This is a genomic window from Haladaptatus sp. QDMS2, assembly GCF_029338295.1.
GTDB lineage: Archaea > Halobacteriota > Halobacteria > Halobacteriales > Halococcaceae > QDMS2.
In genome coordinates this window covers 2,524,228-2,543,880 of sequence record NZ_CP119791.1, presented here as the reverse complement: position 1 = coordinate 2,543,880, position 19,653 = coordinate 2,524,228, and the positions used below count along the sequence as shown (strand labels likewise).

Annotated in this window: 16 protein-coding genes; 2 read left to right on the top strand and 14 right to left on the bottom strand. The window is 61.2% G+C overall.

Features of this window, described 5'->3' with window-relative positions; translation table 11 throughout:
- Positions 1–4: 4 nt before the first annotated feature.
- The 5 genes from P1M51_RS13825 to P1M51_RS13805 are packed head-to-tail and all read right to left on the bottom strand — an operon-like array spanning position 5 to position 6,534.
- The gene (locus P1M51_RS13825; protein WP_276274612.1) at positions 5–895 is read right to left on the bottom strand and encodes a hypothetical protein; all 891 of its coding nucleotides are present in this window, start codon (positions 893–895) and stop codon (positions 5–7) included.
- Between the two features lie 23 nt (positions 896–918).
- Positions 919–2,439, bottom strand: coding sequence for a hypothetical protein (locus P1M51_RS13820; RefSeq protein WP_276274611.1), 1,521 nt, complete (start codon positions 2,437–2,439; stop codon positions 919–921).
- Positions 2,439–3,356 carry a hypothetical protein gene (locus tag P1M51_RS13815; protein ID WP_276274610.1) on the bottom strand — a complete coding sequence of 306 codons (918 nt, stop codon included), beginning with the start codon at positions 3,354–3,356 and terminating at the stop codon, positions 2,439–2,441. The genes P1M51_RS13820 and P1M51_RS13815 overlap by 1 nt, the downstream gene beginning before the upstream one ends.
- The gene (locus P1M51_RS13810) at positions 3,353–5,587 is read right to left on the bottom strand and encodes a hypothetical protein (protein WP_276274609.1); all 2,235 of its coding nucleotides are present in this window, start codon (positions 5,585–5,587) and stop codon (positions 3,353–3,355) included. The genes P1M51_RS13815 and P1M51_RS13810 overlap by 4 nt, the downstream gene beginning before the upstream one ends.
- 8 nt (positions 5,588–5,595) lie before the next feature.
- Complete coding sequence (locus P1M51_RS13805; RefSeq protein ID WP_276245747.1) at positions 5,596–6,534, bottom strand: hypothetical protein; 939 nt, start codon at positions 6,532–6,534, stop codon at positions 5,596–5,598.
- 131 nt (positions 6,535–6,665) lie between these two features.
- Between P1M51_RS13805 and P1M51_RS13800 the strand changes: the two genes are divergently transcribed.
- Positions 6,666–7,661, top strand: a complete 996-nt coding sequence (locus P1M51_RS13800; RefSeq protein WP_276245746.1) for an ornithine cyclodeaminase family protein — start codon at positions 6,666–6,668, stop codon at positions 7,659–7,661.
- Positions 7,662–7,667: 6 nt separating this feature from the next.
- Here P1M51_RS13800 and P1M51_RS13795 read toward each other — a convergent pair whose 3' ends face one another.
- The 9 genes from P1M51_RS13795 to lipA form a co-directional block, all read right to left on the bottom strand.
- Complete coding sequence (locus tag P1M51_RS13795; protein ID WP_276245745.1) at positions 7,668–7,970, bottom strand: hypothetical protein; 303 nt, start codon at positions 7,968–7,970, stop codon at positions 7,668–7,670.
- A 75-nt stretch (positions 7,971–8,045) separates the two neighbouring features.
- Positions 8,046–10,874 (bottom strand): leucine--tRNA ligase, encoded by a 2,829-nt coding sequence (leuS, locus tag P1M51_RS13790; protein ID WP_276245744.1) that lies wholly within the window; start codon positions 10,872–10,874, stop codon positions 8,046–8,048.
- A 103-nt stretch (positions 10,875–10,977) separates the two neighbouring features.
- On the bottom strand, positions 10,978–11,403 hold the full coding sequence (locus P1M51_RS13785) for an Hsp20/alpha crystallin family protein (protein ID WP_276245743.1): 426 nt from the start codon (positions 11,401–11,403) through the stop codon (positions 10,978–10,980).
- Positions 11,404–11,507: 104 nt separating this feature from the next.
- The gene (locus P1M51_RS13780; protein ID WP_276274608.1) at positions 11,508–11,714 is read right to left on the bottom strand and encodes a hypothetical protein; all 207 of its coding nucleotides are present in this window, start codon (positions 11,712–11,714) and stop codon (positions 11,508–11,510) included.
- Positions 11,715–11,778: 64 nt separating this feature from the next.
- Complete coding sequence (gene lpdA, locus P1M51_RS13775; protein ID WP_276245741.1) at positions 11,779–13,203, bottom strand: dihydrolipoyl dehydrogenase; 1,425 nt, start codon at positions 13,201–13,203, stop codon at positions 11,779–11,781.
- Positions 13,204–14,706 carry a 2-oxo acid dehydrogenase subunit E2 gene (locus tag P1M51_RS13770; protein ID WP_276245740.1) on the bottom strand — a complete coding sequence of 501 codons (1,503 nt, stop codon included), beginning with the start codon at positions 14,704–14,706 and terminating at the stop codon, positions 13,204–13,206. It lies immediately after the preceding gene.
- A 1-nt stretch (position 14,707) separates the two neighbouring features.
- A complete protein-coding gene (locus tag P1M51_RS13765) occupies positions 14,708–15,694 on the bottom strand; it encodes an alpha-ketoacid dehydrogenase subunit beta (protein ID WP_276245739.1) in 987 nt (328 codons plus the stop codon).
- Entirely contained in the window at positions 15,695–16,801 is a 1,107-nt protein-coding gene (gene pdhA, locus P1M51_RS13760; RefSeq protein ID WP_276274607.1) for a pyruvate dehydrogenase (acetyl-transferring) E1 component subunit alpha, read from the bottom strand.
- Positions 16,802–17,063: 262 nt separating this feature from the next.
- Entirely contained in the window at positions 17,064–18,002 is a 939-nt protein-coding gene (lipA, locus tag P1M51_RS13755) for a lipoyl synthase (protein ID WP_276245737.1), read from the bottom strand.
- Between the two features lie 303 nt (positions 18,003–18,305).
- Between lipA and P1M51_RS13750 the strand changes: the two genes are divergently transcribed.
- Positions 18,306–19,613, top strand: coding sequence for an MATE family efflux transporter (locus P1M51_RS13750; RefSeq protein ID WP_276245736.1), 1,308 nt, complete (start codon positions 18,306–18,308; stop codon positions 19,611–19,613).
- Positions 19,614–19,653 lie beyond the last annotated feature (40 nt).

The following is a 19,653-nucleotide window of genomic DNA, read 5'->3' as shown; positions in this document are numbered from 1 at the left end:
TTTTCTACGCCGACGCCGCTTCCTGAGTGGAATCGCTGTCAGTTCCGTTTAGTTCGTCAGCCCAGTGGGGTTCGTGAACGCGCCCCTGCCCGACGTGTTTGTACTCGACCGTCGCGCGCTCGGTGTACGATTCCCCGTCTCGCTCTCCAAAGAGTGCGTAGTGGTATGACCAAATTTTCCCCTCACTCGTCACCAGCACTCGGATAGTGACGTTCTCAATCGCGAACCCGTCAGTCTCAGTGAGGTACTGTGGGCTGTCGAAGAAATCGTCTTCTGAAATTTGCTTGCCGGTGAGGACGAAGGCTTGTTCCCCATTTATCGTGACTGAAGCCGGTTCGACGGTCACGTTTCCGTTCGTAGAGAGGAGCAGAGCGAGTTCCTCTTCGGCAATCCCGTCTATCGTTCGCTCTCCCGTTGGATGGACGATTCCGTCGTGTACGACGTCGGTCTCTGTCTGATTCCCCTCTACCTCGTGTTCGTAGATTTTGTCACCGGTCGCCCAGAGCGAATGCGCACGGAGCATGGTCTGTGACTCGTCCCAGTAGGTCGTCCGCTGGAGGTAGAAGGAGGTGTTGTTGGCGATTTCCAGCCTCGTTTCAGTTTTGTCGAATTCAGCTGACTGGGTTCGCTCCCGAATCACCGTTCGAACGACCGTGTATCGTTTTCCGGAAATCCAGTCAGCGTTCGCTTCGCGGAGGGCGACCCCGTTTTCGAGCCCCGCTTCCGTCACGCCCGGCGGATACGAGACGTTGTCAGCGATATCGACGTGCTGTGAACCGGGCGGGTACGAACCATTACCCGGAACCGGTACCGGCGTCGCAGAGATGTCCGCTGTCGGTTCGGATTGGCCGGGAAGGATGCCGCTACAGCCAGCAGTGGTGAGGAGTAGTGCCACCAAAATTGTCGATAGTAGTCGTCTCATGCTGCTGAATCCGGCTCTGTTGTCTGATTCGCCCAGTATGGAGCGTCGACTTGTACTTCGTCGACGCCGTGGACGTAGTACGTCTCGCTCACCCCATCCGACTGGCCGTTTCGGTGGATGGTGTATTCGAGCCTGTATCCACGAATCGCGCCGGACGCTGCAATTGACACACTTGCTGAGACGTTGGAGACGTTGTCGTACCCGGTCCATTCCCGCATTGCCTGTTCATCTCCAACAGCGCGCCCAACGAAGATGTACCGCGGCCCCGGTCCTTCGCCCGGTTCGGCGTTCGTGTCTACGATGACATCCTCGAACTCGATGGCAGAAAGCAGCGTCTCCGCCTCGGCGACGGACAGTTGCCGAACTCGTCTCGCGGCGGCCGGGTCGATTGGATTCCCTGCCTCGTCGGAGGCAACGGTGACGTTCTCCGTGTCGCGCGTCACCCGGCGTTCGATTCGAACGGTGCCGTTCGAGAACGCCTCGAAGTCGACCTGTTCGGTGGAGTTGTTGATGTACACTCTCGTCCGGTATCGGTCGCGATTCGCGCCGAGGGTTCCGTAAAGGTGTACGGACGAAAGGCGCGACCGATAGTCGGAGGCGTTATCGAGCACGTCTTTGGACCATCGAACCGTTATCGATTTGTTCTCGAGTGCGGCGACGCTTCGCTTGCCGAGTGCGGCCTCGCCACCGCTGTTCTCACCGATGAGCCACAGGTCTTGCCCCCACCACGGCGGGAGCGTGACTTCAGTGCCACCGACGTCGGAGTAGGTGAGTTGCTTGTTGAACACGATCTTTCCGTCCGGATGCGCCACGACGTATCGCAGTTGCAGGGCGCGGACGAACCCGTCCTCGGTAATCTTGGCGTTCACGTACACGCTCGTCACGTTCTCGGCGCCAGCCCACTCCTCGAACGCCTGCTCGTCGGCGAGCGTGCGCCCCCGAACCTGATACAACACTTCGCCATCTTCCCAGGTTTGTTGTGGGGCGTCCATTTCGACCGACGAGAACAGGATGCGAAGCAGTTCACCGTACGTCGCTTTCTGGACCTGTGGAGGTGTGCCCTCACCGACGTTCCGGATGGTGAAGTTCGCCTGCTCGCTCAGTTCGTACGTCGAAGACCCGTTCGAGGCGTATTCGACGAGGGTTCTGTTTCGCTCCGCTGCCACACCAATCTGCTGGACCAGATGGAACCGCTCTCGGTCGGCCCCGACGAACGCCCACGACGACGCGACGTGCGCGCTGCGTTCGCCGGGAAGTCGATGATTCTCTTCGACGTGGAGGGTCACCGACTGCCCAGCCAGTGCCGCTTCGTGAGACTGAACCACCCAGTCGGCGTCGAACACGCCCTCCGCTCCGATGCCGGGAACGATTGGCTCGGGCGTAGGCGTCGGTTCGTCCGTCGGCACGTCTACCGGCGTCGCGGAGAACTCCTGTTCGGGTTCGTCGCCCGTGATGCCGCTGCACCCCGCCGACACGAGAAGCACGAAAACCGCAACTGTGGCGACGATGCGACGCATCACCGTCCCTCCTCCGTCGCGGTTGCTGTATGACTCTCCGGCCGCTGAGCGTCTGACTCGTTTACCTTGGAGAGCCAATCCGGTTCCTCGATGGTCGTGTTGCCCCAGTCGGAGTACGTCACTGTCTGCTCGAACCGGACGCGCCCTTTCTCGTCGGTGAAGGTGTAGGTGACGTTGTACGACTGAATCGCGCCGGTCTCGGCGACGACGAGCGAGAGACGGCCATCAGAAACTGCTTCGTACCCGCGGTCGTTCGTGAACTGGTCTTCCTTCTCGAAGTCCCGAGCAGTGATTCGATACAGCTCCGTCGGGGAGTCCTGAATCCGTTCGACTGACACGACGTTCATCGTGTGGAGGTAGTTCGTGAGTACGCCCTCCTTGTCCAGATTGACGAACATCATCTTGCGCGGGTCGGTGGGTTCGCCGTCTGGGCCGTACGCGATTCGGTAGGTCGAGTTATCAGACCGCGTCTGATTGACGTAGACACGCTCACCGTCTGCGTACGAGCGGACGGTGTAGTCGTCGTAAATCGTTGCCGACTCAGAGCGGGTGTGGGTCAGAAAGTGACTCCTGTTTTCGAGGTATTGGCCGTGAATGAACCCGTCGTACATGAAACTCGAATTCTCACAACTGAATGCCTCGCCGTCGGAGGCGTTGACTCGCGAGCAGATGCGCGTCGCCGTCGTCTCCTGATGGAACGTCACCGACTGCTTCGCGAGGGCTTCTTTGTGCGCATGGAGGAGGGTGCTCACGCTCTCGACACCATTCTCGGTGACACCCGGCGGGTAGGTAGGGTCCTCGGGCACGTCCATGGGTGTCGCCGAAACGTCTTCCGTCGGTTCGTCGCCCATCAAACCGCTGCAACCGGCCGTCGTGAGGAGCACGGCAACGAGAACCGCTGGAATCACTCGTCTCATGTGGATTTGTTCGTCCGTTCTCTCGCTGTTTCGACCCATTCAGGAAACGGGACCTCGGTCCGTCCGATATTGTGCATTCTCACCTCTCGTGATATACGGTCGGTCGTCCCGTTTTCAGTGGTATCGTAATCGAGTCGGTACTCCCTGACAACGCCATCGCGGACCGTCATCTCCATGGAAAGGGCTGACACATTTTCGTGACCAGTCCACGCTTCGAAGGCTGCTCGGTCGGTTACATTGTGGCCAGACAATCGGTAGTCGACGGTGAGTGTATCTCCGCTCGTCCCACGATTGTGTGCGGAAATCGAGTCCACCTCAATCGTGGAAAGGAGCAGCTCGATATCGTCGCCATCGATACGTTCGACCTGCAGCAAAGCGGCTGGGTCTGCGACGTTCCCTTGCTCGTCACGAACCAGTGTGTACTCGTAGCTATCTCTGTCCACATTGGTTCGTTCGAACCGTGCAGACCCGTTTGCCCACGCGACCACACGATCTCTGGTCGTCCCGTTCGCAGACTGATTGTAGCGCTGGATGTCCACCCGATAGTGCGACCCATTCGCCGCAATTCGTCCTTCGCGTCGAGTGGACGATTCGAACAAGAACTGTCCACTGTCAGTTTGTGACTCTGTCTGACTCGTCGCGTAGATTGTCAGGGACCGGTTTTCGAGCGAAGCCTCGTGACTGTCTACAAGCTCGCGTTGCCCAGTCGCGTTCTTCCCGACCAGCCACGTTCCTTCACCCCACCACGGCGGTTCCGAGACAGTGGTGTTTCCGACATTTCCGAACCAAACGCTCTCCCTGTATCTGTCCCTTTCCCCATCTTCCGGCACGGTGTAGTATAGATACGCATGGCGGACGAGGCCGTTCGATGTGACCTCTGCTCTAAACCGTATCTCCTCTACCGACCCGTTTATCGCCGGCTCGAGGGACGTTTCGTTCCCCTCGATGGTGCCGGACAGGTAGTACACCGGACTTTCGGTCCGGACATTTTCGCCTCTCACTCGAAGCGCAGCTGCTTCCTCTGCAGTGTGCAGGACACGAGAGACGAATTCGCCGTGAGTCAGGTTCGAACGCGCCTGTTCTGGATTGTCAACCTGCTGAACTTGATAGCCTTCGCTCCCGTTGAACGCGTACGTTGCAGACCCATTCGAAGCGATTTCCCGGACGCCGCCTGGAGAGCGCGTTACGAGTCGGAACTGGTCTGCGTTCGGCCCAACGACGACTGACTGGGCCCCCTCTCGACCGCTCGAATAGTGAATCGTGGCCGACTGATTGGCAAGTGCTGATTCGTGGGCGGTTGTCAAGGCAGAACTGTTCGAGATTCCCGACGTGTTCAGTCCCGGTGGCATGTCGACCCCGTTCATCGTCGAAATCCAGTCCGGTTTAACGGGGGACAGGGTATCCGGATACTCGAGGGTTGCAGCGTACTCGTACTGTCGCGGCCCTTCGTCGTGAACAAGGGTGTAGGAGTACTCGGAGGATAGAATCGCACCCGTTTCTGTGACAACCATCGACAGCTGACTCGATTTGATGTCGTTGGCATCGTACCGCTCCAGAATCTCACGGGAGTCTTCGAAGCCACGGGCGGTGATTCGATACCGTTTCTGCGGCGATTCTTGAATCACCGATACATCGACGGCCTCCATCTGGCCGAGGACCTCCGCAACCCGGTCCTGCCGGAGCATTCGTGGGAGCGAGGGTTCGTCTGGGTCTGCAGACGAAGCGTACTGGTCGTAGACGACTTGGTAGGACGAGTTGCCATCGTGCGTTTGATTGATGTACAGTTGCTCGCCCTCACCGTAGGTGTGATAGTGTGAGGTGCGCGCTCTCTCCATGTGCGTCGAATTCGCGAAGGTGTAGCCACGGGCCGAGTGATGGCTGTGATTGGCGCTATACTTCCCTTCGGAGAATCCATCCCTGATAACCGTCGCATTCTCACAGGTGTCTGCGTCGCCGTGGGGTGCGGCCTGCTCCTCGCACAACTGGGTGGTCGTTCGCTCTATGTGAATTACCGCCGCCTGATTCGAAAGGGCATCCCGGTGTCCAGCCATGAGTGCGGTCACGTTGGAAACACTCGTTTCATTGACGCCGGGCGGCCACGTCGGGTCGCTCGGCACAGCAACAGGCGTCGCGGAGATGTCAACGGACGGTCTGCTACCACCAAGAATCCCACTACATCCGGCGGTCACCAGAAGGAACGAAACGGCGACGGCGGCTACGAAATGTCTCATTACCGTTCTCAACTCGACGCAGTAGTCGCCTGTCCGTCGGTTGTTTGCTCACTCGTTACGTTCACCTCAGAAACCCAGTCGGGTTCCTCGATGGAGACGGGTTCGCCGAGGTTGGAAAGCTCGTACTCAGTGGTAATTCGAGTTGTCTCTCCGAATTCTGGTCTCGACTTCTCTACTGAGTAGCGATATTCGAGAATCGTCCCGTCGGACCGCACGACCATGTCGATGGTGAGATTCGACGCTGAAACTGACGAGTTTGGGTCTTTTAACCACGAGTCCTCTTTGAACGAGTTCGACTGGAGGCGGAACTGGTCTTCAGTCCCTTCGATGCGGGTGACGTTCCAATCTCCGGCTTGCGAGATTATCGAGAACTCCTCGTTATCGACGAACCCACCAACCGTGAGATTGGAGTCCGCGGGAAGTACGTGACACAGTGTCTTGTTTTCGCTGGTCGAGAGCCAGAACAGTTTCGTCTGATTTTGATACGTCGTCCACTGAACTGTTTTGTTGTTCCGAACATTGGTTCGATTCAGGAGAAACCTCCCGTTGGTCGTGTTTGCGGTCACGTGTTGGGACCAGTGTTTGACTGAACTCCCGTAGTCATCGCGTTTCACTTCTTTGTGACTAGCGGTCAGTTCGAACGACCCATTTGGGGCAGCGTGTAGATGGGATTTGACCAGCGCCCAACTATCTTCGACGCCCTGTTCAGAGACGCCTGGGGGATACGATGCGTTGTCTGCTGGTGCGTCGGCGGGTTTCGAAGAGACGTCGTTCGAAGATTCGGCACCTTCCATTACGTTGCACGACATTGCTGCGTGGTCTTCTGCTGGCACGTCGGCGGGCGTCGTAGAGACATCCTGTGTTGGCTCACTGCCCGTCAAACCGGTACACCCGGCGGTGACGACCAGCAGTCCACAGAGGATACTTACGAGGGAGGACCTGTGCATTACCTGAAACGATTCGACCCCCCGGAATAGGCTTTTTGGTCAATCTGCGAAGGTGAATCTGGACGTTTCCTGCGTTCTCTGTGGGAAACGCGGAAAGATGGAACTAAGTTCCGGGCGCAAAAATCGCCTCCATGGAAACCTTGCTGCTCAATCGGGAGGCAGTCGACGAAAACACGCAGATGTCGGAACTCATCCAGGCCATCGAGGATGCCTTCGCGGCCTACGAGCGCGGCGACGCGCAGATGCCCGCGAAGTCCTACATCGACCTGCCACAGTACAACGGTGACTTCCGGTCGATGCCCGCCTACATCAAGGCAGACGGCTGGGACGCAGCCGGCATCAAGTGGGTCAACGTCCACCCGGACAACCGCGACAAGTTCGGCCTGCCGACGGTCATGGGCACGATGGTCTACTCGGACCCGGAGAACGCCTTCCCGCTCGCCATCATGGACGGGACGGAACTCACGATGAAGCGCACGGGCGCGGCCGCCGCCGTCGCCACCGACCACCTCGCCGTCGAAGACGCGACCTCCATGGGCCTCGTCGGCGCGGGCGTCCAGTCGTACACGCAACTCGAAGCCATCAGCGAGATTCGCGACATCGAGACGGTCATCATCTCGGACTTAGACGAAGAAGCCGTCGCCGACTTCATCGACGCCTTCGACGACCGCTTCGACGTTCGCGCAGGCTCCATCGAGGAGGCCGCGAAGTGTGACATTCTCTCGACGGTCACGCCCGTCGAATCCCCAATCGTTTCCCGCGAAGCTGTTGGCGAGCACACCCACATCAACGCGATGGGTGCGGACGCAGAAGGAAAACACGAACTCGCAGACGAGATTCTGCTCGACTCGAAACTCGTCATCGACGACTACGACCAGACGACCCACTCGGGCGAAATCAATGTCCCGTTCCACGAGGGCGTCCTCACGGACGAGGACATCTACGGCCAGATTGGCGAAATCGTCGTCGGCAAAAAGGAAGGCCGCACTGACGCAGACGGCCTCACCGTCTTCGACTCCACGGGCCTCGCGATTCAGGACGTCGCCGCCGCACACGTCGTCTACGAACACGCAGACGAGAACAACAACGGCTATCCGTTCGACCTCATCGGCACGTCGCTTCGATAACCGCGATTAGCCCGGGCGGCCCTGCCGTCTGCGCGCTCGTTCTCTCGCTCGAATCTGGTCGCGGACCTGCAGGTCAACTTCCTCTGTCGAGAGCAGTCGCTCGCGCAGGTAGCCAATCACCCAGACGAGGGCGATAAACGGCGCGAGCGGAATGAGGAGGACCACGAGCAGCCCGAACCAGATGAGGCCGAGCAAGCTCATCTCGTTGTTTCCGTGCATTCCCATCGGTTCGGTCACGGTGCGGTAGACCGATTTGAGGTCGTCTGAAAGGACCGGGGTCTCTTGTTGTGCGGTTTCGCTATCACTCATGCCCTACTAATCGCGCTGTAAAAGAATGAAATCGCGCCTATCGTCTGGATTTCCGGCGTATCTCTGCTTGCCGGCTTATTCTAGGTGAATCGCTGGCCGGAATGGCTCTGCGAGGCGAGCCTTGTCTGCGGGGTCGACGGCGGCTTCGCCCTCGCGGTAGATCTCGATGTTCGCGTCGAACTCCGCGCTGAAGAAGCGGGCGGCGTCCTCGTAGACGTCCGTCTCGTCCAGTTCAGCCATCGCGTCGAGGACGTCGTCGTCGCGCCCGCGGACGACCTCGACGAGGCTCTGGACCAGGTCGTTCACCTGGTTGCCTTTCTCGCGCAGTTCCTCGTTCTGCATAACTGTGCCCATCACCTGTCCGACGTTCGTGCCGGTTTCGACGACGGTGTCGAAGACGGTGTACTTCCAGTCTGCGGCGGTGTAGATGCGAATCGTCTCCGGGCTGGAGTCGGTGACGTTGATGATGTCCTGGATGTCGTCGGTCAGACGCTCGACCAACTGTTCGCGCACTTCCGTCTCCGTGCTCACGAACTCGGCTTCGACCTCGGGCCACGGCGACTCCTCGACCGACTTCCCGGTCAGTTGCTCGTGCAGTTCGTTCGTCGCGAACGGAATGATGGGAGCCAGCAAGCGCAGGCGCGTCTCCAGCACCTTGCGCAGCGTCCACTTCGCGCCCGGCCGGTCTAAGTCGGCGCGGCGGCGATACCAGCGTAGACTCTCTTCGAAGCTGTAGAACGCTGCCTGACTCGCCGTTCGCGTCTCGAAGTTCGAGAGGGCGTCGGTCGTCGTCTGGATGGTGTCCTGCAGTTTCGCCAGCAGCCACGTGTCGATGTGCTTCAGGTCTTTCTCGCCTTCGTCGCCCTCGATGATGTCCTGGGCGCGAGACCAGAAGCGGTCTAACTGGTTGCGGGTGGACTCCACCTGGTCTGCTCGCCAGTCGTAGTCCTGCCACGGTTCGGCTGAGTTCAGCAAGAACAGGCGGACGGTGTCCGCGCCGTACTTCTCGATGGCGTCTGCTGGCAGGACGACGTGCCCCTTCGATGAGGACATCTTGTCGCCTTCGAGCAGGCCCATCCCCATGATGGTGATGCCCTGTGGCTGTTTTGGCGGCTCGAACAGCTCTGCGTGGTGGAACAGGTAGAACGTCAGGTGGTTCGAAATCAGGTCGTTGCCCGAACAGCGGTAGTCCACCGGGTACCAATAGTCCCACTCTTCGCGCAGGTCGAGTGCCGTCTCGTCGTCACCTTCACCCAGCAATAGCGTGTCGAAGAACTCGGGCGTGAGGTCCTCCGTCGGCACGTCATCGATGCGATGGGCGATGGTGTAGTACGCCATGTAGATGGTCGAGTCCGACAGCGGCTCGATGACGAAGTCTTTGTCCCACGGCAGGCGGGTTCCCAGTCCGTAATTGCGGATACACGGCCACTCGTTCAGCCAATCGACCGTGTGCAGGTACTGCTCGCGGGTGCTCTCCGGAATCGCGTCCAGATTCGCGATGGTCTCCTTGGTCTTTTGCTTCCAGTCTTCGTCGTTGTAGCGCAGGAACCACGTGTCCTGTTTCGCGACTTCGACTTCGCCGCCACAACGACAGATAACCTCCTCTGAGAACTCGTACATCGCGTCGAAGGCCCCACGACTCTGGTAGTCGGCCTTCAGGTCCTCGCGGACGTGTTCGACGATTTCGCCGGCGTACTCACCGTACATGTCGTTCAGCTTCCCGGCGTGGAACTCGCGGTTGTAGACCTCCTTGGTGGCCTTTTCCAGTGCCGGGTCGTCCGGAGACGTGATACCGTGAGCTTCGACGGCGTCCTTCGCCGGGAACTCGCCGTAATCTTCGACGGTCAGGATTGCGCGTGGCTCGATTGCCTGCACTTCCGCGGGGTCGATGCCGAACGCTTCCATGCGTTCTGTGTCGGCTTTCGCCTCCGCTAGCGCCACCCAGTCGTCCGGGCTGTGAGCCGGCACGGACATGACGACGCCCGTCGCGTTGTCCGTGTCCACGAAGTCGGCGGGCAGGATGAGCACGTCCTCGTCGGTCACGGGGTTCGTGACGCGCGTTCCGACCAGGTCCTCGCCCGTCAGCTCTTCGACGACCTCTACGTCGCGCTCCTGTAAGCGCAGCTTCTCGACAGCCTCGGCGGAGACGACCCACTCCTCGCCGTCGACCGTCGCCCGACGGTACTCGCCGTCTGGCTGGACGTAAGCGTTCGTGACGCCGTACACCGTCTCCGGACGCAGCGTCGCCATCGGCAGGACGGTATCGCCCTGCTCGAACTTGACCAGCGTGTACTCCTGGAACTCGGCGTTTTCGCCCTCTAGCAGGTCGTGAGTCGTCACCGGGTTCATCTCGTTCGTACAGAACTTGACCGGGTGCAGGCCCTTCTCCAGCAGGCCGCGCTCGCGCAGCGTCTCGTACTGCCAGGTGATGAACTTCGAGTAGCGCTCGTCGTTCGTCGTGAACTCACGACGCCAGTCGACCGACAGGCCGAGTGCCTTCATGTTCTTCTTGTAGTGCTCTTCGATGAAGTAGCGGGCAAAGCCCATCGGCGTCTCCAAATCTTTCAACGTCTCCTCGGGGACGTTGTAGGTGTCGCGTAGGACGGACAGTTGCTTCTCCTCGCCCTTCTTCAACCGCTCGACGGCACCGATGATGGGCGTGCCCGTGACGTGCCACGCGATGGGGAACAGCACGTTGTCGCCCTGCTGGCGTCGGAACCGGGCGTACACGTCCGGGACGGTGTAGGTCCGGGCGTGTCCGATGTGCATCCCGCCGCTCGGATACGGATACGGCACCGTGATGAACGTCGCCTCCTCTCGGTCGTCAGGGGTGGCTTCGTACAGGCCCGCCTCGGCCCACTGCTCGCGCCACTTCCCCTCGACTGTGCGGGGGTCGTAATCCATGTACTGTGCTTCAGGTGGCGAAGGTAAAAGAACTCCCATACCTGACGCTCGCAGGTGTCTGATAGCCTCGCGGGACCTGGGGGTCCCACGAGCAAAAACCGACTCAGTCGATGTTAATCTGCTTGCCCTTCGACGTGCCTTCCATCTTCGGCAGCGTCACCGAGAGGACGCCGTTCTTGTAGGACGCTTTGGCCTTGTCGCCGTCCACGTCCTCTGGAAGGTGCAGCGAGCGGCGAACCGTGCGGTGGCGTCGCTCTTTGCGAACGTAGTTCGTGTCTTCTTCGTCCATCGATTCCTCGTGTTCGGCTTTGATGGTGACGCGGTCACCGAGCACCGAGAGGTGGATGTCCTCGCGAGTGAAGCCGGGCAGGTCCGCGGTGAGGACGAAGTCCTCGTCGCGCTCCTCTACGTCCACCATGATCTGGGACATGCCCATCATGCCGCGTCGAGGCATGTCCTCGAACTGGCGGCTCATGCGGTCGAACATCTCTTCGAGCTCGTCGAACGGGTTGTATTTTCGCATTGCCATTGGAAACCACTGGGTCTACCCCGAGACCCTCGGGTACAACATACGTCAGACTGGGATTTAACGCTGGTGCGCGTCTGTCGCCATCGCGAACCTTTCGCTCCGCGCTACACTCGCGCCGTCCGCCTCGAAAGGACGGCGTAGACCACCGCCCCCACGACGATGCTGGTGACGACTGCCGCCGGAATACCGACGAACAGCGACGGCCAGACGACCGCTTCGAGCCACGCGGTTACGGCGACGCCGACGACAAATCCGACGAGCACGCCGACGACGATGCTGACGCCCCGTCGCAGCCAGACCGATTCGACCATACTAGACCTGTAGGTCCCCAGTCAGCAAAAATGTCGTCACAGCGTGTAAAAAGCGACCCGAGCGTTACCGGTTCAGCGTGTGGATAGCCTCGCCTTTCGCGTTGGCGGCGGCTTCCATCACGGCTTCTGCGAGCGTCGGGTGGGTGTGAATCGTCGCGGTCAGGTCTTCTATGGTCGCGCCCATCTCGATGGCGAGGGCGAGTTCGGCGATGAGTTCGGAGGCCTCTGGGCCCACGATTTGCGCGCCGAGGATGAAGCCGGACTCCTCGTCTGCGACGACGCGGACGAAGCCGTCGGTGTGTCCCGTCGAGAGGGCACGCCCGCTCGCGGTGAACGGGAACTTGCCGACGGCCACGTCGAAGCCTGCTTCGCTCGCCTCCTCCTGTGTCATGCCGACCGTCCCAATCTCCGGGTCGGTGAACACGGCAGCGGGGATGGCCTGATAGTCGAGTGCCGATGGCTCGCCGGCGATGACTTCGGCGGCGACGTGGCCCTCTTTCGAGGCCTTGTGGGCGAGCATTGGCTCGCAAGCGACGTCGCCGATGGCGTAGATGTGGCCCACGTCGGTTCGACACTGCTCGTCGGTTTCGAGGAAGCCCTTCTCGTTCGGTTCGAGGCCGACGGCTTCGAGGTTGAGCGTGTCGGTGACCGGGGAACGACCGACGGCGACGAGCGTCTTGTCGGCCTTGAATTCGGACTGTTCGCCGTCCTCGTTCTCGGTGACGACGGTCATGCCGTCTGCCTCCTCGCGCCACTCCTTTGCGGCCTCGCCGAAGTGGAACTCGATGCCGAGTGCTTCTGCCTTCTTCTTGACCACGCGAGCGACGTCTGTCTCGTAGCCGGGCAGGGCGTCGTCGAGCATTTCGACGATTGTCACGTCGGTGCCGAGTTTTGCGAATACCGTCGAAAGTTCCATCCCGATGTAGCCCGCGCCGACCACGACGAGTTTCTCCGGAATCTCGTCGAGTGCGAGTGCCTCGCGCGAACTGAGCACGTGTTCGCCGTCGAACTCGAAGCCCGGAATCTGGAAGGGCCGCGAGCCAGTCGCGATGATACAGGAGTCGAATTCGATGGACTCAGAGCCCTGTCCCTCGCCGCCGTGGGCGACGCGGACGGTGTTCTCGCCGGCGAACTCGGCGGTGCCCTGCATCAGGTTCACGCCGTTTGCTTTCATCAGCTTCTCGACGCCGCCGGTGAGCTGGTCGACGACGCCGTCTTTCCAGGCGACCATGCCCTGCATATCGACGACGGGGTCCGCGTGAATGCCCATGTCCTCTGCGTTCGCGGCGTTGTGCGCGACGTCGGTCGCCGAGATGAGCGCCTTCGAGGGGATACAGCCGTAGTTCAGGCAGGTCCCGCCGTAGGCGTTCTTCTCGACCATCGTCACGTCTAAGCCGAGCTGTCCGGCGCGGATGGCGGCGACGTAGCCGCCTGGTCCCGCACCGATTACCAATACGTCCGTTCCAGTTGCGATGTCTCCAACGACCATTTATTCGAGTAGTAGTAGTGCGGGGTTTTCGAGATAGTTCTTCACCGTGTTGGCAAACTGTGCCGCGACTGCCCCGTCGATGATACGGTGGTCGATCGACAGCGAAATCGTCATCACGTGCCGTGGGACGACTTCGCCGTCGACGACGCGTGGCTTTTCCTTGATTGCGCCGAGCCCGAGGATGGCGACTTCGGGAACGTTGATGATGGGCGTCGCGTACTCGCCGCCAATCGCGCCGAAGTTCGTGATGGTGAACGTGCCACCCTGCATGTCGCTGCGCTCGATGGAGCGGTCACGCGCTTTGCCGACGAGTTCGTTCATGTCCGTCGAAATTTGGAGCATCCCCTTCTGGTCTACCCCTTTCACGACTGGCACCATGAGGCCGGCGTCCGTGGCGACGGCGATACCGATGTTGTAGTCCTTCTTGAGGACGATTTCCTCTGCGTCATCGTCGAGCATGGAGTTCATGTACGGGAACTCCTTTAGCCCGGCGACGACGGCCTTCATCACGAACGGCATGTAGGTGAGTTTCACGCCGCGCTTCTCGGCTTCCTCCTTGAGGTCTGCGCGCGTTTCGACGAGTTCCGTCACGTCGATTTCGTCGTGGTGGGTGACGTGCGGGGCGGTGTACTTCGACTTCTCCATCTGCCGACCGATGGTGCGTCGAATGCCGCGATACGGCACGCGCTCGTCCTCTTTCGAGGTCGTTCCGAGCGCCGCCACGTCGGCCTGTTGTGCTTCCGTCTGCGCCTCGGCGAACTGCTGGACGGCGTCTGCGGTCACGAACGACTGGCCCTCGCGCTGTTCGACCTCGGGCACGGCGTTCAGGTCCACGCCGAGGTCAGCGGCAAGTTTGCGCGTCGCAGGCGCGGCGAGCGTCCGGTCGCGGTCCGCCTTCTGCATCGAGACGGATGCCTGCTGTGTGCCACCCGAGCCTGCCGATTCGGTGGTCTCGGGTGCTGGCGCTGGTTCCTCAGCATCGGATTCTGCGGCTGGCTCCGCGGCGGCTTGTGCGCCGTCGTCGCCACCTTCTGCGGCTGCTCGAACGTCCTGTTCGGTCACGCGGCCGCTCGGGCCGGACCCGGCGACGCTCCCGATGTCCACGCCCAGTTCCCGGGCGAGCCGGCGGGCGCTCGGCGCGGCGAAGATGCGGCCACCCTTGGCCGAGGACTCGCCGTTCGCGGCGGACTTGTCGGCTTCTGGTTCCGCTTCAGCTTCGGCGGCTGGTTCCGCTGCTTCTGTCTCCTCCTCGGCTGGCTCCTCACCCTCTACATTGAACGTGATGATGACGTTGCCAACTGGAACCATCTCGCCTGCCTCGGCGAGAATTTCCTTTACTGTGCCGTTGACCGGCGACGGAATTTCGACGACTGCTTTGTCAGTTTCCGCCTCGGCGACTGGCATATCTTCGGTGACTTCGTCCCCCTCCGAGACGAGCCAGTTTACGATTTCTGCTTCCGTCAGTCCTTCCCCGACGTCGGGGAGTTTGAATTCGTATACCATCTTAGAACTCGTAGGCCTCCTTGATGCCCTCTTTAATACGCGCAACCTGCGGGAGGTAGTAGTTTTCGAGGGCGTAGAGTGGGAACGGCGTGTCGAAGCCGGTGATGCGCTTTACGGGCGCTTCCTGGTAGATGAGGGCTTCCTCCTGAATCGTCGCGGCGATTTCGCCGCCGAGACCGCCCGTGAGCGGGGCCTCGTGGACGACGGCCGCGCGGCCGGTCTTCTTGAACGACTCGATGATGGCATCGTCGTCGAGCGGCGAGAGCGTGCGGAGGTCGATGACTTCCACGTCGATGCCCTCTTCTGAAAGTTCGTCTGCGGCCTTGAGCGTCGGTCGTGTCATCGCACCCCACGTGAACACGGAGACGTCGGTTCCTTCGCGCCGGGTCGCGGCTTCACCGAGTGGGACGGTGTACGTCTCGTCTGGCACTTCCTCGCGGAAGGCGCGGTAGATGAGTTTCGGTTCGAGGAAGATGACCGGGTCTGGGTCGCGAATCGCACTCGCGAGCAGGCCCTTCGTGTCGTACGGCGTCGAGGGGACGACGACCTTCAGGCCTGGTTCGTGGGCGAAGAACGCTTCCTTCGACTCGGAGTGGTGTTCTGGGGCGCGGATGCCGCCGCCGTACGGGGCGCGAACCACCATCGGGCAGGTGTAGCGCCCGCGACTCCGGGTGCGGAGGCGTGCGGCGTGGCTCACGATCTGGTCGAAGGCGGGGTAGATGAACCCCATGAACTGGATTTCTGGAACCGGTTTCATGCCGTAAGCGGCCATGCCGATGGCCGACCCGACGATGCCGGACTCTGCGAGCGGCGTGTCGATGACGCGGTCGTCACCGAACTGGTCCCAGAGGCCCTGCGTGGCGCGGAACACGCCGCCGTTTTTCCCGACGTCTTCGCCCATGACGATGACGTCGTCGTCGCGTTCCATCTCGCCTTTCAGCCCGTCGCGGACCGCCTGTACAAGCGTCAGATTTTGGGTGTCGCTCATTTATTCCTCCAGAAGTTGTTCGTCGCCGTACCGTTCGCGGAGCTGTTCGAACTCCTCCCACTGTCTGCGGACGCGGTCGGGCATCTCTTCGAAGACGTGTGCGAAGATTTCGTCGGGCGATGGCCGCTCGACGGCCTCCGCCTCGGCGATTGCCTCGGCGACGTCGTCCTCGATGGACTGTTCGATGGCCTCGACTTTCTCGTCGTCGAGCAGGCCCTGACTGCGGAGGAACTTCTCTAAGCGCGGAATCGGGTCCTTCTGCTTCCAGCGTTCGACCTCGTCGTCGTCGCGGTAGACGGTCGGGTCGTCCGCCGTCGTGTGCGCCCCGAAGCGATACTGGACGGCCTCGATGAGCGTCGGACGAAGTTCGCCCTGCGGGTCTTTGGCCTTGTCCACGGCGTCTTTGGTGACCTGATAGACCGCGAGTGGGTCCATCCCGTCTACCTGCACGCCCTCGAAGCCGTAGGCGACGGCCTTCTGGGCGATGGTTTTCGCGGCGGTCTGTCGTTCGCGAGGCACGGAGATGGCCCACTGGTTGTTGTTACAGAAGAAGACGTTCGGCGTGTCGAAGACGCCCGCGAAGTTGAGTCCCTCGTGGAAGTCGCCCTCGCTGGTCGCGCCGTCACCGAAGTAGCAGATGAACGCCTTCTTTTCCCCCTTGAGTTTCGAGGCCCACGCCGCACCCGTGGCGTGGAGCACCTGCGTCGCGATTGGGACGGAGGCCGTGAAGATGTTCACGTCGTCTGGCGGGCGGTTGCCCTCCTCGTGGCCCATCCAGTAGAGCAGCGTCTGTTTGAGTGGCAGGCCACGAATGAGGGCGGCCCCGTGTTCGCGGTAGGAGGGGAACATCCAGTCCTCTTCTTCGAGGGCCATGATGCTGCCAATCTGTGCACCCTCCTGACCCGAGAGTGGTGGATAGGTCCCCATCCGGCCCTGGCGCTGGAGGCTGACCGCCCGCTGGTCGAAGCGACGAGCGAGCATCATGTTCCGATACATGTCCACGAGCGTGTCGTCGTCGAGGTCGGGGACGGTTGCACCTTCTAAGACGTTCCCATCTTCGTCGAGAATCTGTACCTGGTCGCTTGGGTCACGCTGAAGCGTACTCACGGTCGAACCCACCTTCCTGACATGAGCAAAAGGTCATCATCCTCGGTTAAAGTATTTTCGTAAAGCGCTTTGGATAACCCCCATTCTTGCCGCCCATTCCTCGAAATTCGTCCATTTCGACGGCGAAGAGTGGGACAGTCTAGAGAATATTTGTGGAGTTGATGGACAATTCTGGTCAGATATAAAATTTCGTGACAAATCGAGCGACGGCGTGGCTAGCCACAGCGTGTCGCGGTCGAAATCGAGGCAGAAAACGAGCGACTCAGGCCGAATTGGACGCGGCCCGCGCTTCCTCGCGGGCCTGGTCTATGGTCTTGCCTTCGCGGAGAATCGCATCGACGAACAGTTCACCGGCCTTGTACGACGAGCGAACCATCGGCCCGCTCGCACAGTAGAGGAAACCGAGTTCCGCTTCCGCCACCTGTCGCCAGACGTCGAAGCGGTCGGGGTGGACGAACTCGGTCACGTCGAGGTGGCGACGCGACGGCTGGAGGTACTGGCCGAGGGTGACGATGTCCACGTCGGATTCCCGGAGGTCGGAGAGCGTCTGGTACACCTCGTGGTCGTACTCGCCGACGCCGAGCATGATGCTCGTCTTGGTGTAGATGTCGGATTCGTCTGCCACCTGTTCGAGCACCGAAAGGCTCTGGTCGTAGGCCGCCCGCTTGTCACGAACCGGCCACTGGAGGCGCTCGCACGTCTCGATGTTGTGGGCGATGACGTCGGGCTTGGCGTCGATAATTTTCCGAACGAGTTCGGGTTCGCCCTGGAAGTCAGGAATCAGCACTTCCACGAGGATGCCTGGGTCGCGGCGCTTGATTTCGCGGATGGTCTCGGCGAAGTGGCCCGCTCCCTGGTCGGGCAGGTCGTCGCGGTCGACGGACGTGAGGACGACGTAATCGAGGCCGATTTCTGCGATGGCCTCGGCGACGTTCGCGGGTTCGTCCTCGTCTAACGGTTCCATCCCGCCGGTCTGTACGTCACAGAAGTTACAGCCCCGTGAACAGCGGTCGCCCATCAGCATGAACGTCGCCGTGCCCGGCCCGTTGCGACCACTCCAGCAGTCGCCCAGGTTCGGGCAACTGGCCTCCTCACACACGGTGTGGAGGTTGTGCTCGCGCAGGGTCTGTTTGATTTTCGTGAACTGCTGGCCGGATGGTGGCCGCATCTTCAGCCAGTCAGGTTTCCGCACGCGACTCATTACCAGATGTCTGGGGATACGGGGACAAAAAGATGGGGTAACCCCGACCCACTGCATCTTCCGGCCACGTGCCCGCTCTCGCGGCATCACAGGTCGAATTCGACGGTCGAACCTCCACGTTATCTCTCCCCGCGAGAAACCCTGTCAAATATATGTATTCGGGGCAATAATTGAGAAATATATCTCAGTATGTGGCGACCAAACTTTGAGCTCTCTCCATCTGATATCACCGACGGACCGTTACTCCGGGCGCTGGTTGTTCTTTCGGCCCCGCTCCTGGTCCAGAATCTCGTTCAGGTGGTAGTGCAAATCGTCGACCTCATCTTTCTCGGCCGGTTGAGCGGTGACGCCGTCGCCGCCGTCGGCCTCGCCGCACCCGCCGTCGCGCTGCTGTTTTCGTTCTCGATTTTTATTCCGTACGTCGGCACACAGATTCGCGTCGCCCAGCGCATCGGCGGCGAAAACGTCGCCGGGGCCAGGCGGTCGCTGGGGTCGGGCATCTACATCGCGCTCGGCGTCGGCACCCTCCTCGGCGTCATCGCGTGGTTCGGCGCCCGGCCGCTCGTCTCGCTGCTCGTGAGCACCAACCCGATGAGCGTCGATGGCGTCGTCCCCGTGATGGCCATCGCCTATCTCGGAACCATCGCGCTCGGCCTGCCGCTCATCGCCCTCGGCGACACGCTCGAAGCCGGTCTCGTCGCGTGGGGCGACTCTCGGGCCTCGCTCTGGATGAACCTCACGTCGGTCGGCGTGAACATCGTCCTCGACCCGCTGCTCATCTTCGGATACGGTCCAATCGAGGGCATGGGCGTCACGGGCGCGGCGCTCGCGACGGTCATCGGCTACAGCAGTGGCATGTTGCTCGGGTTGACCCTCATCATTCGCGGGCGCAATGGCGGGATGCTCTCAGAGCGGTCGTTCGTCGTAGACGCGAGTGAAATTCGCGCCGTCTTCGAGGTAGGGCTTCCGACGGCCGTCCAGCAGGGGACGAATCAAATCGTCCGCCTCATCATCGTCGCCGTGGTCTTCGCCGTCGGCGGCGTCGCGGGCATCGCGGCGTACACGGTCGGTGCCCGCGTCGCGAGCATCGCGTTCATCCCGGCACAGGGACTCCAGCAGGCCGCCCAGAGCATCGTCGGGCAGAACCTCGGCGCGAAAAAACTCGACCGCGCGAAGCGCACGACGTGGCTCGGCGTCCGGCTCGCCGCAATCGGCCTTGGCGTCATCGGCGTCATCCAGTGGCTGCTCCCGGTCGTCCTCACCGAGGCGTTCGTCCCGGAACTGTCCCCCGAAGGCCTCGCGCTCTCGGTCGAGTACCTGCGGATTCTGGCCTACGGCTACCCCGCACTCGGCGCGATTTACCTGTTCCAGGCCGGGTTCAACGGCGCGAGCCGGACGAAGGTGAGCATGTACGCCTCGGTCGTCCAGTACTGGGGCGTGCGGCTGCCCATCGCCGCCGTCGGCGGCCTCGTCCTCTCCTTTGGCATGCACGCGGTGTTCTGGGCGGTGACCCTGTCTAACATCGCCGCCGCCGTCGGACTCGGCATCTACTTCTATCACTCGGCCAACACCGGAATGTTCCGGCGGGCGAGCGCGACGGCGGCCGACTAGGAAACGCCTTTTGGCAGGGCGACCAACCTCACTACCAGAT

What these genes read in the sequence shown, in the direction of transcription:
- P1M51_RS13765 (WP_276245739.1), bottom strand. Translation starts at nt 15,694, where the DNA reads ATGAGCGACACCCAAAATCTGACGCTTGTACAGGCGGTCCGCGACGGG.
- P1M51_RS13810 (WP_276274609.1), bottom strand. Translation starts at nt 5,587, where the DNA reads ATGAGACATTTCGTAGCCGCCGTCGCCGTTTCGTTCCTTCTGGTGACC.
- P1M51_RS13800 (WP_276245746.1), top strand. Translation starts at nt 6,666, where the DNA reads ATGGAAACCTTGCTGCTCAATCGGGAGGCAGTCGACGAAAACACGCAG.
- P1M51_RS13795 (WP_276245745.1), bottom strand. Translation starts at nt 7,970, where the DNA reads ATGAGTGATAGCGAAACCGCACAACAAGAGACCCCGGTCCTTTCAGAC.
- P1M51_RS13770 (WP_276245740.1), bottom strand. Translation starts at nt 14,706, where the DNA reads ATGGTATACGAATTCAAACTCCCCGACGTCGGGGAAGGACTGACGGAA.
- lipA (WP_276245737.1), bottom strand. Translation starts at nt 18,002, where the DNA reads ATGAGTCGCGTGCGGAAACCTGACTGGCTGAAGATGCGGCCACCATCC.
- P1M51_RS13815 (WP_276274610.1), bottom strand. Translation starts at nt 3,356, where the DNA reads ATGAGACGAGTGATTCCAGCGGTTCTCGTTGCCGTGCTCCTCACGACG.
- P1M51_RS13780 (WP_276274608.1), bottom strand. Translation starts at nt 11,714, where the DNA reads ATGGTCGAATCGGTCTGGCTGCGACGGGGCGTCAGCATCGTCGTCGGC.
- P1M51_RS13820 (WP_276274611.1), bottom strand. Translation starts at nt 2,439, where the DNA reads ATGCGTCGCATCGTCGCCACAGTTGCGGTTTTCGTGCTTCTCGTGTCG.
- leuS (WP_276245744.1), bottom strand. Translation starts at nt 10,874, where the DNA reads ATGGATTACGACCCCCGCACAGTCGAGGGGAAGTGGCGCGAGCAGTGG.
- P1M51_RS13785 (WP_276245743.1), bottom strand. Translation starts at nt 11,403, where the DNA reads ATGGCAATGCGAAAATACAACCCGTTCGACGAGCTCGAAGAGATGTTC.
- P1M51_RS13805 (WP_276245747.1), bottom strand. Translation starts at nt 6,534, where the DNA reads ATGCACAGGTCCTCCCTCGTAAGTATCCTCTGTGGACTGCTGGTCGTC.
- lpdA (WP_276245741.1), bottom strand. Translation starts at nt 13,203, where the DNA reads ATGGTCGTTGGAGACATCGCAACTGGAACGGACGTATTGGTAATCGGT.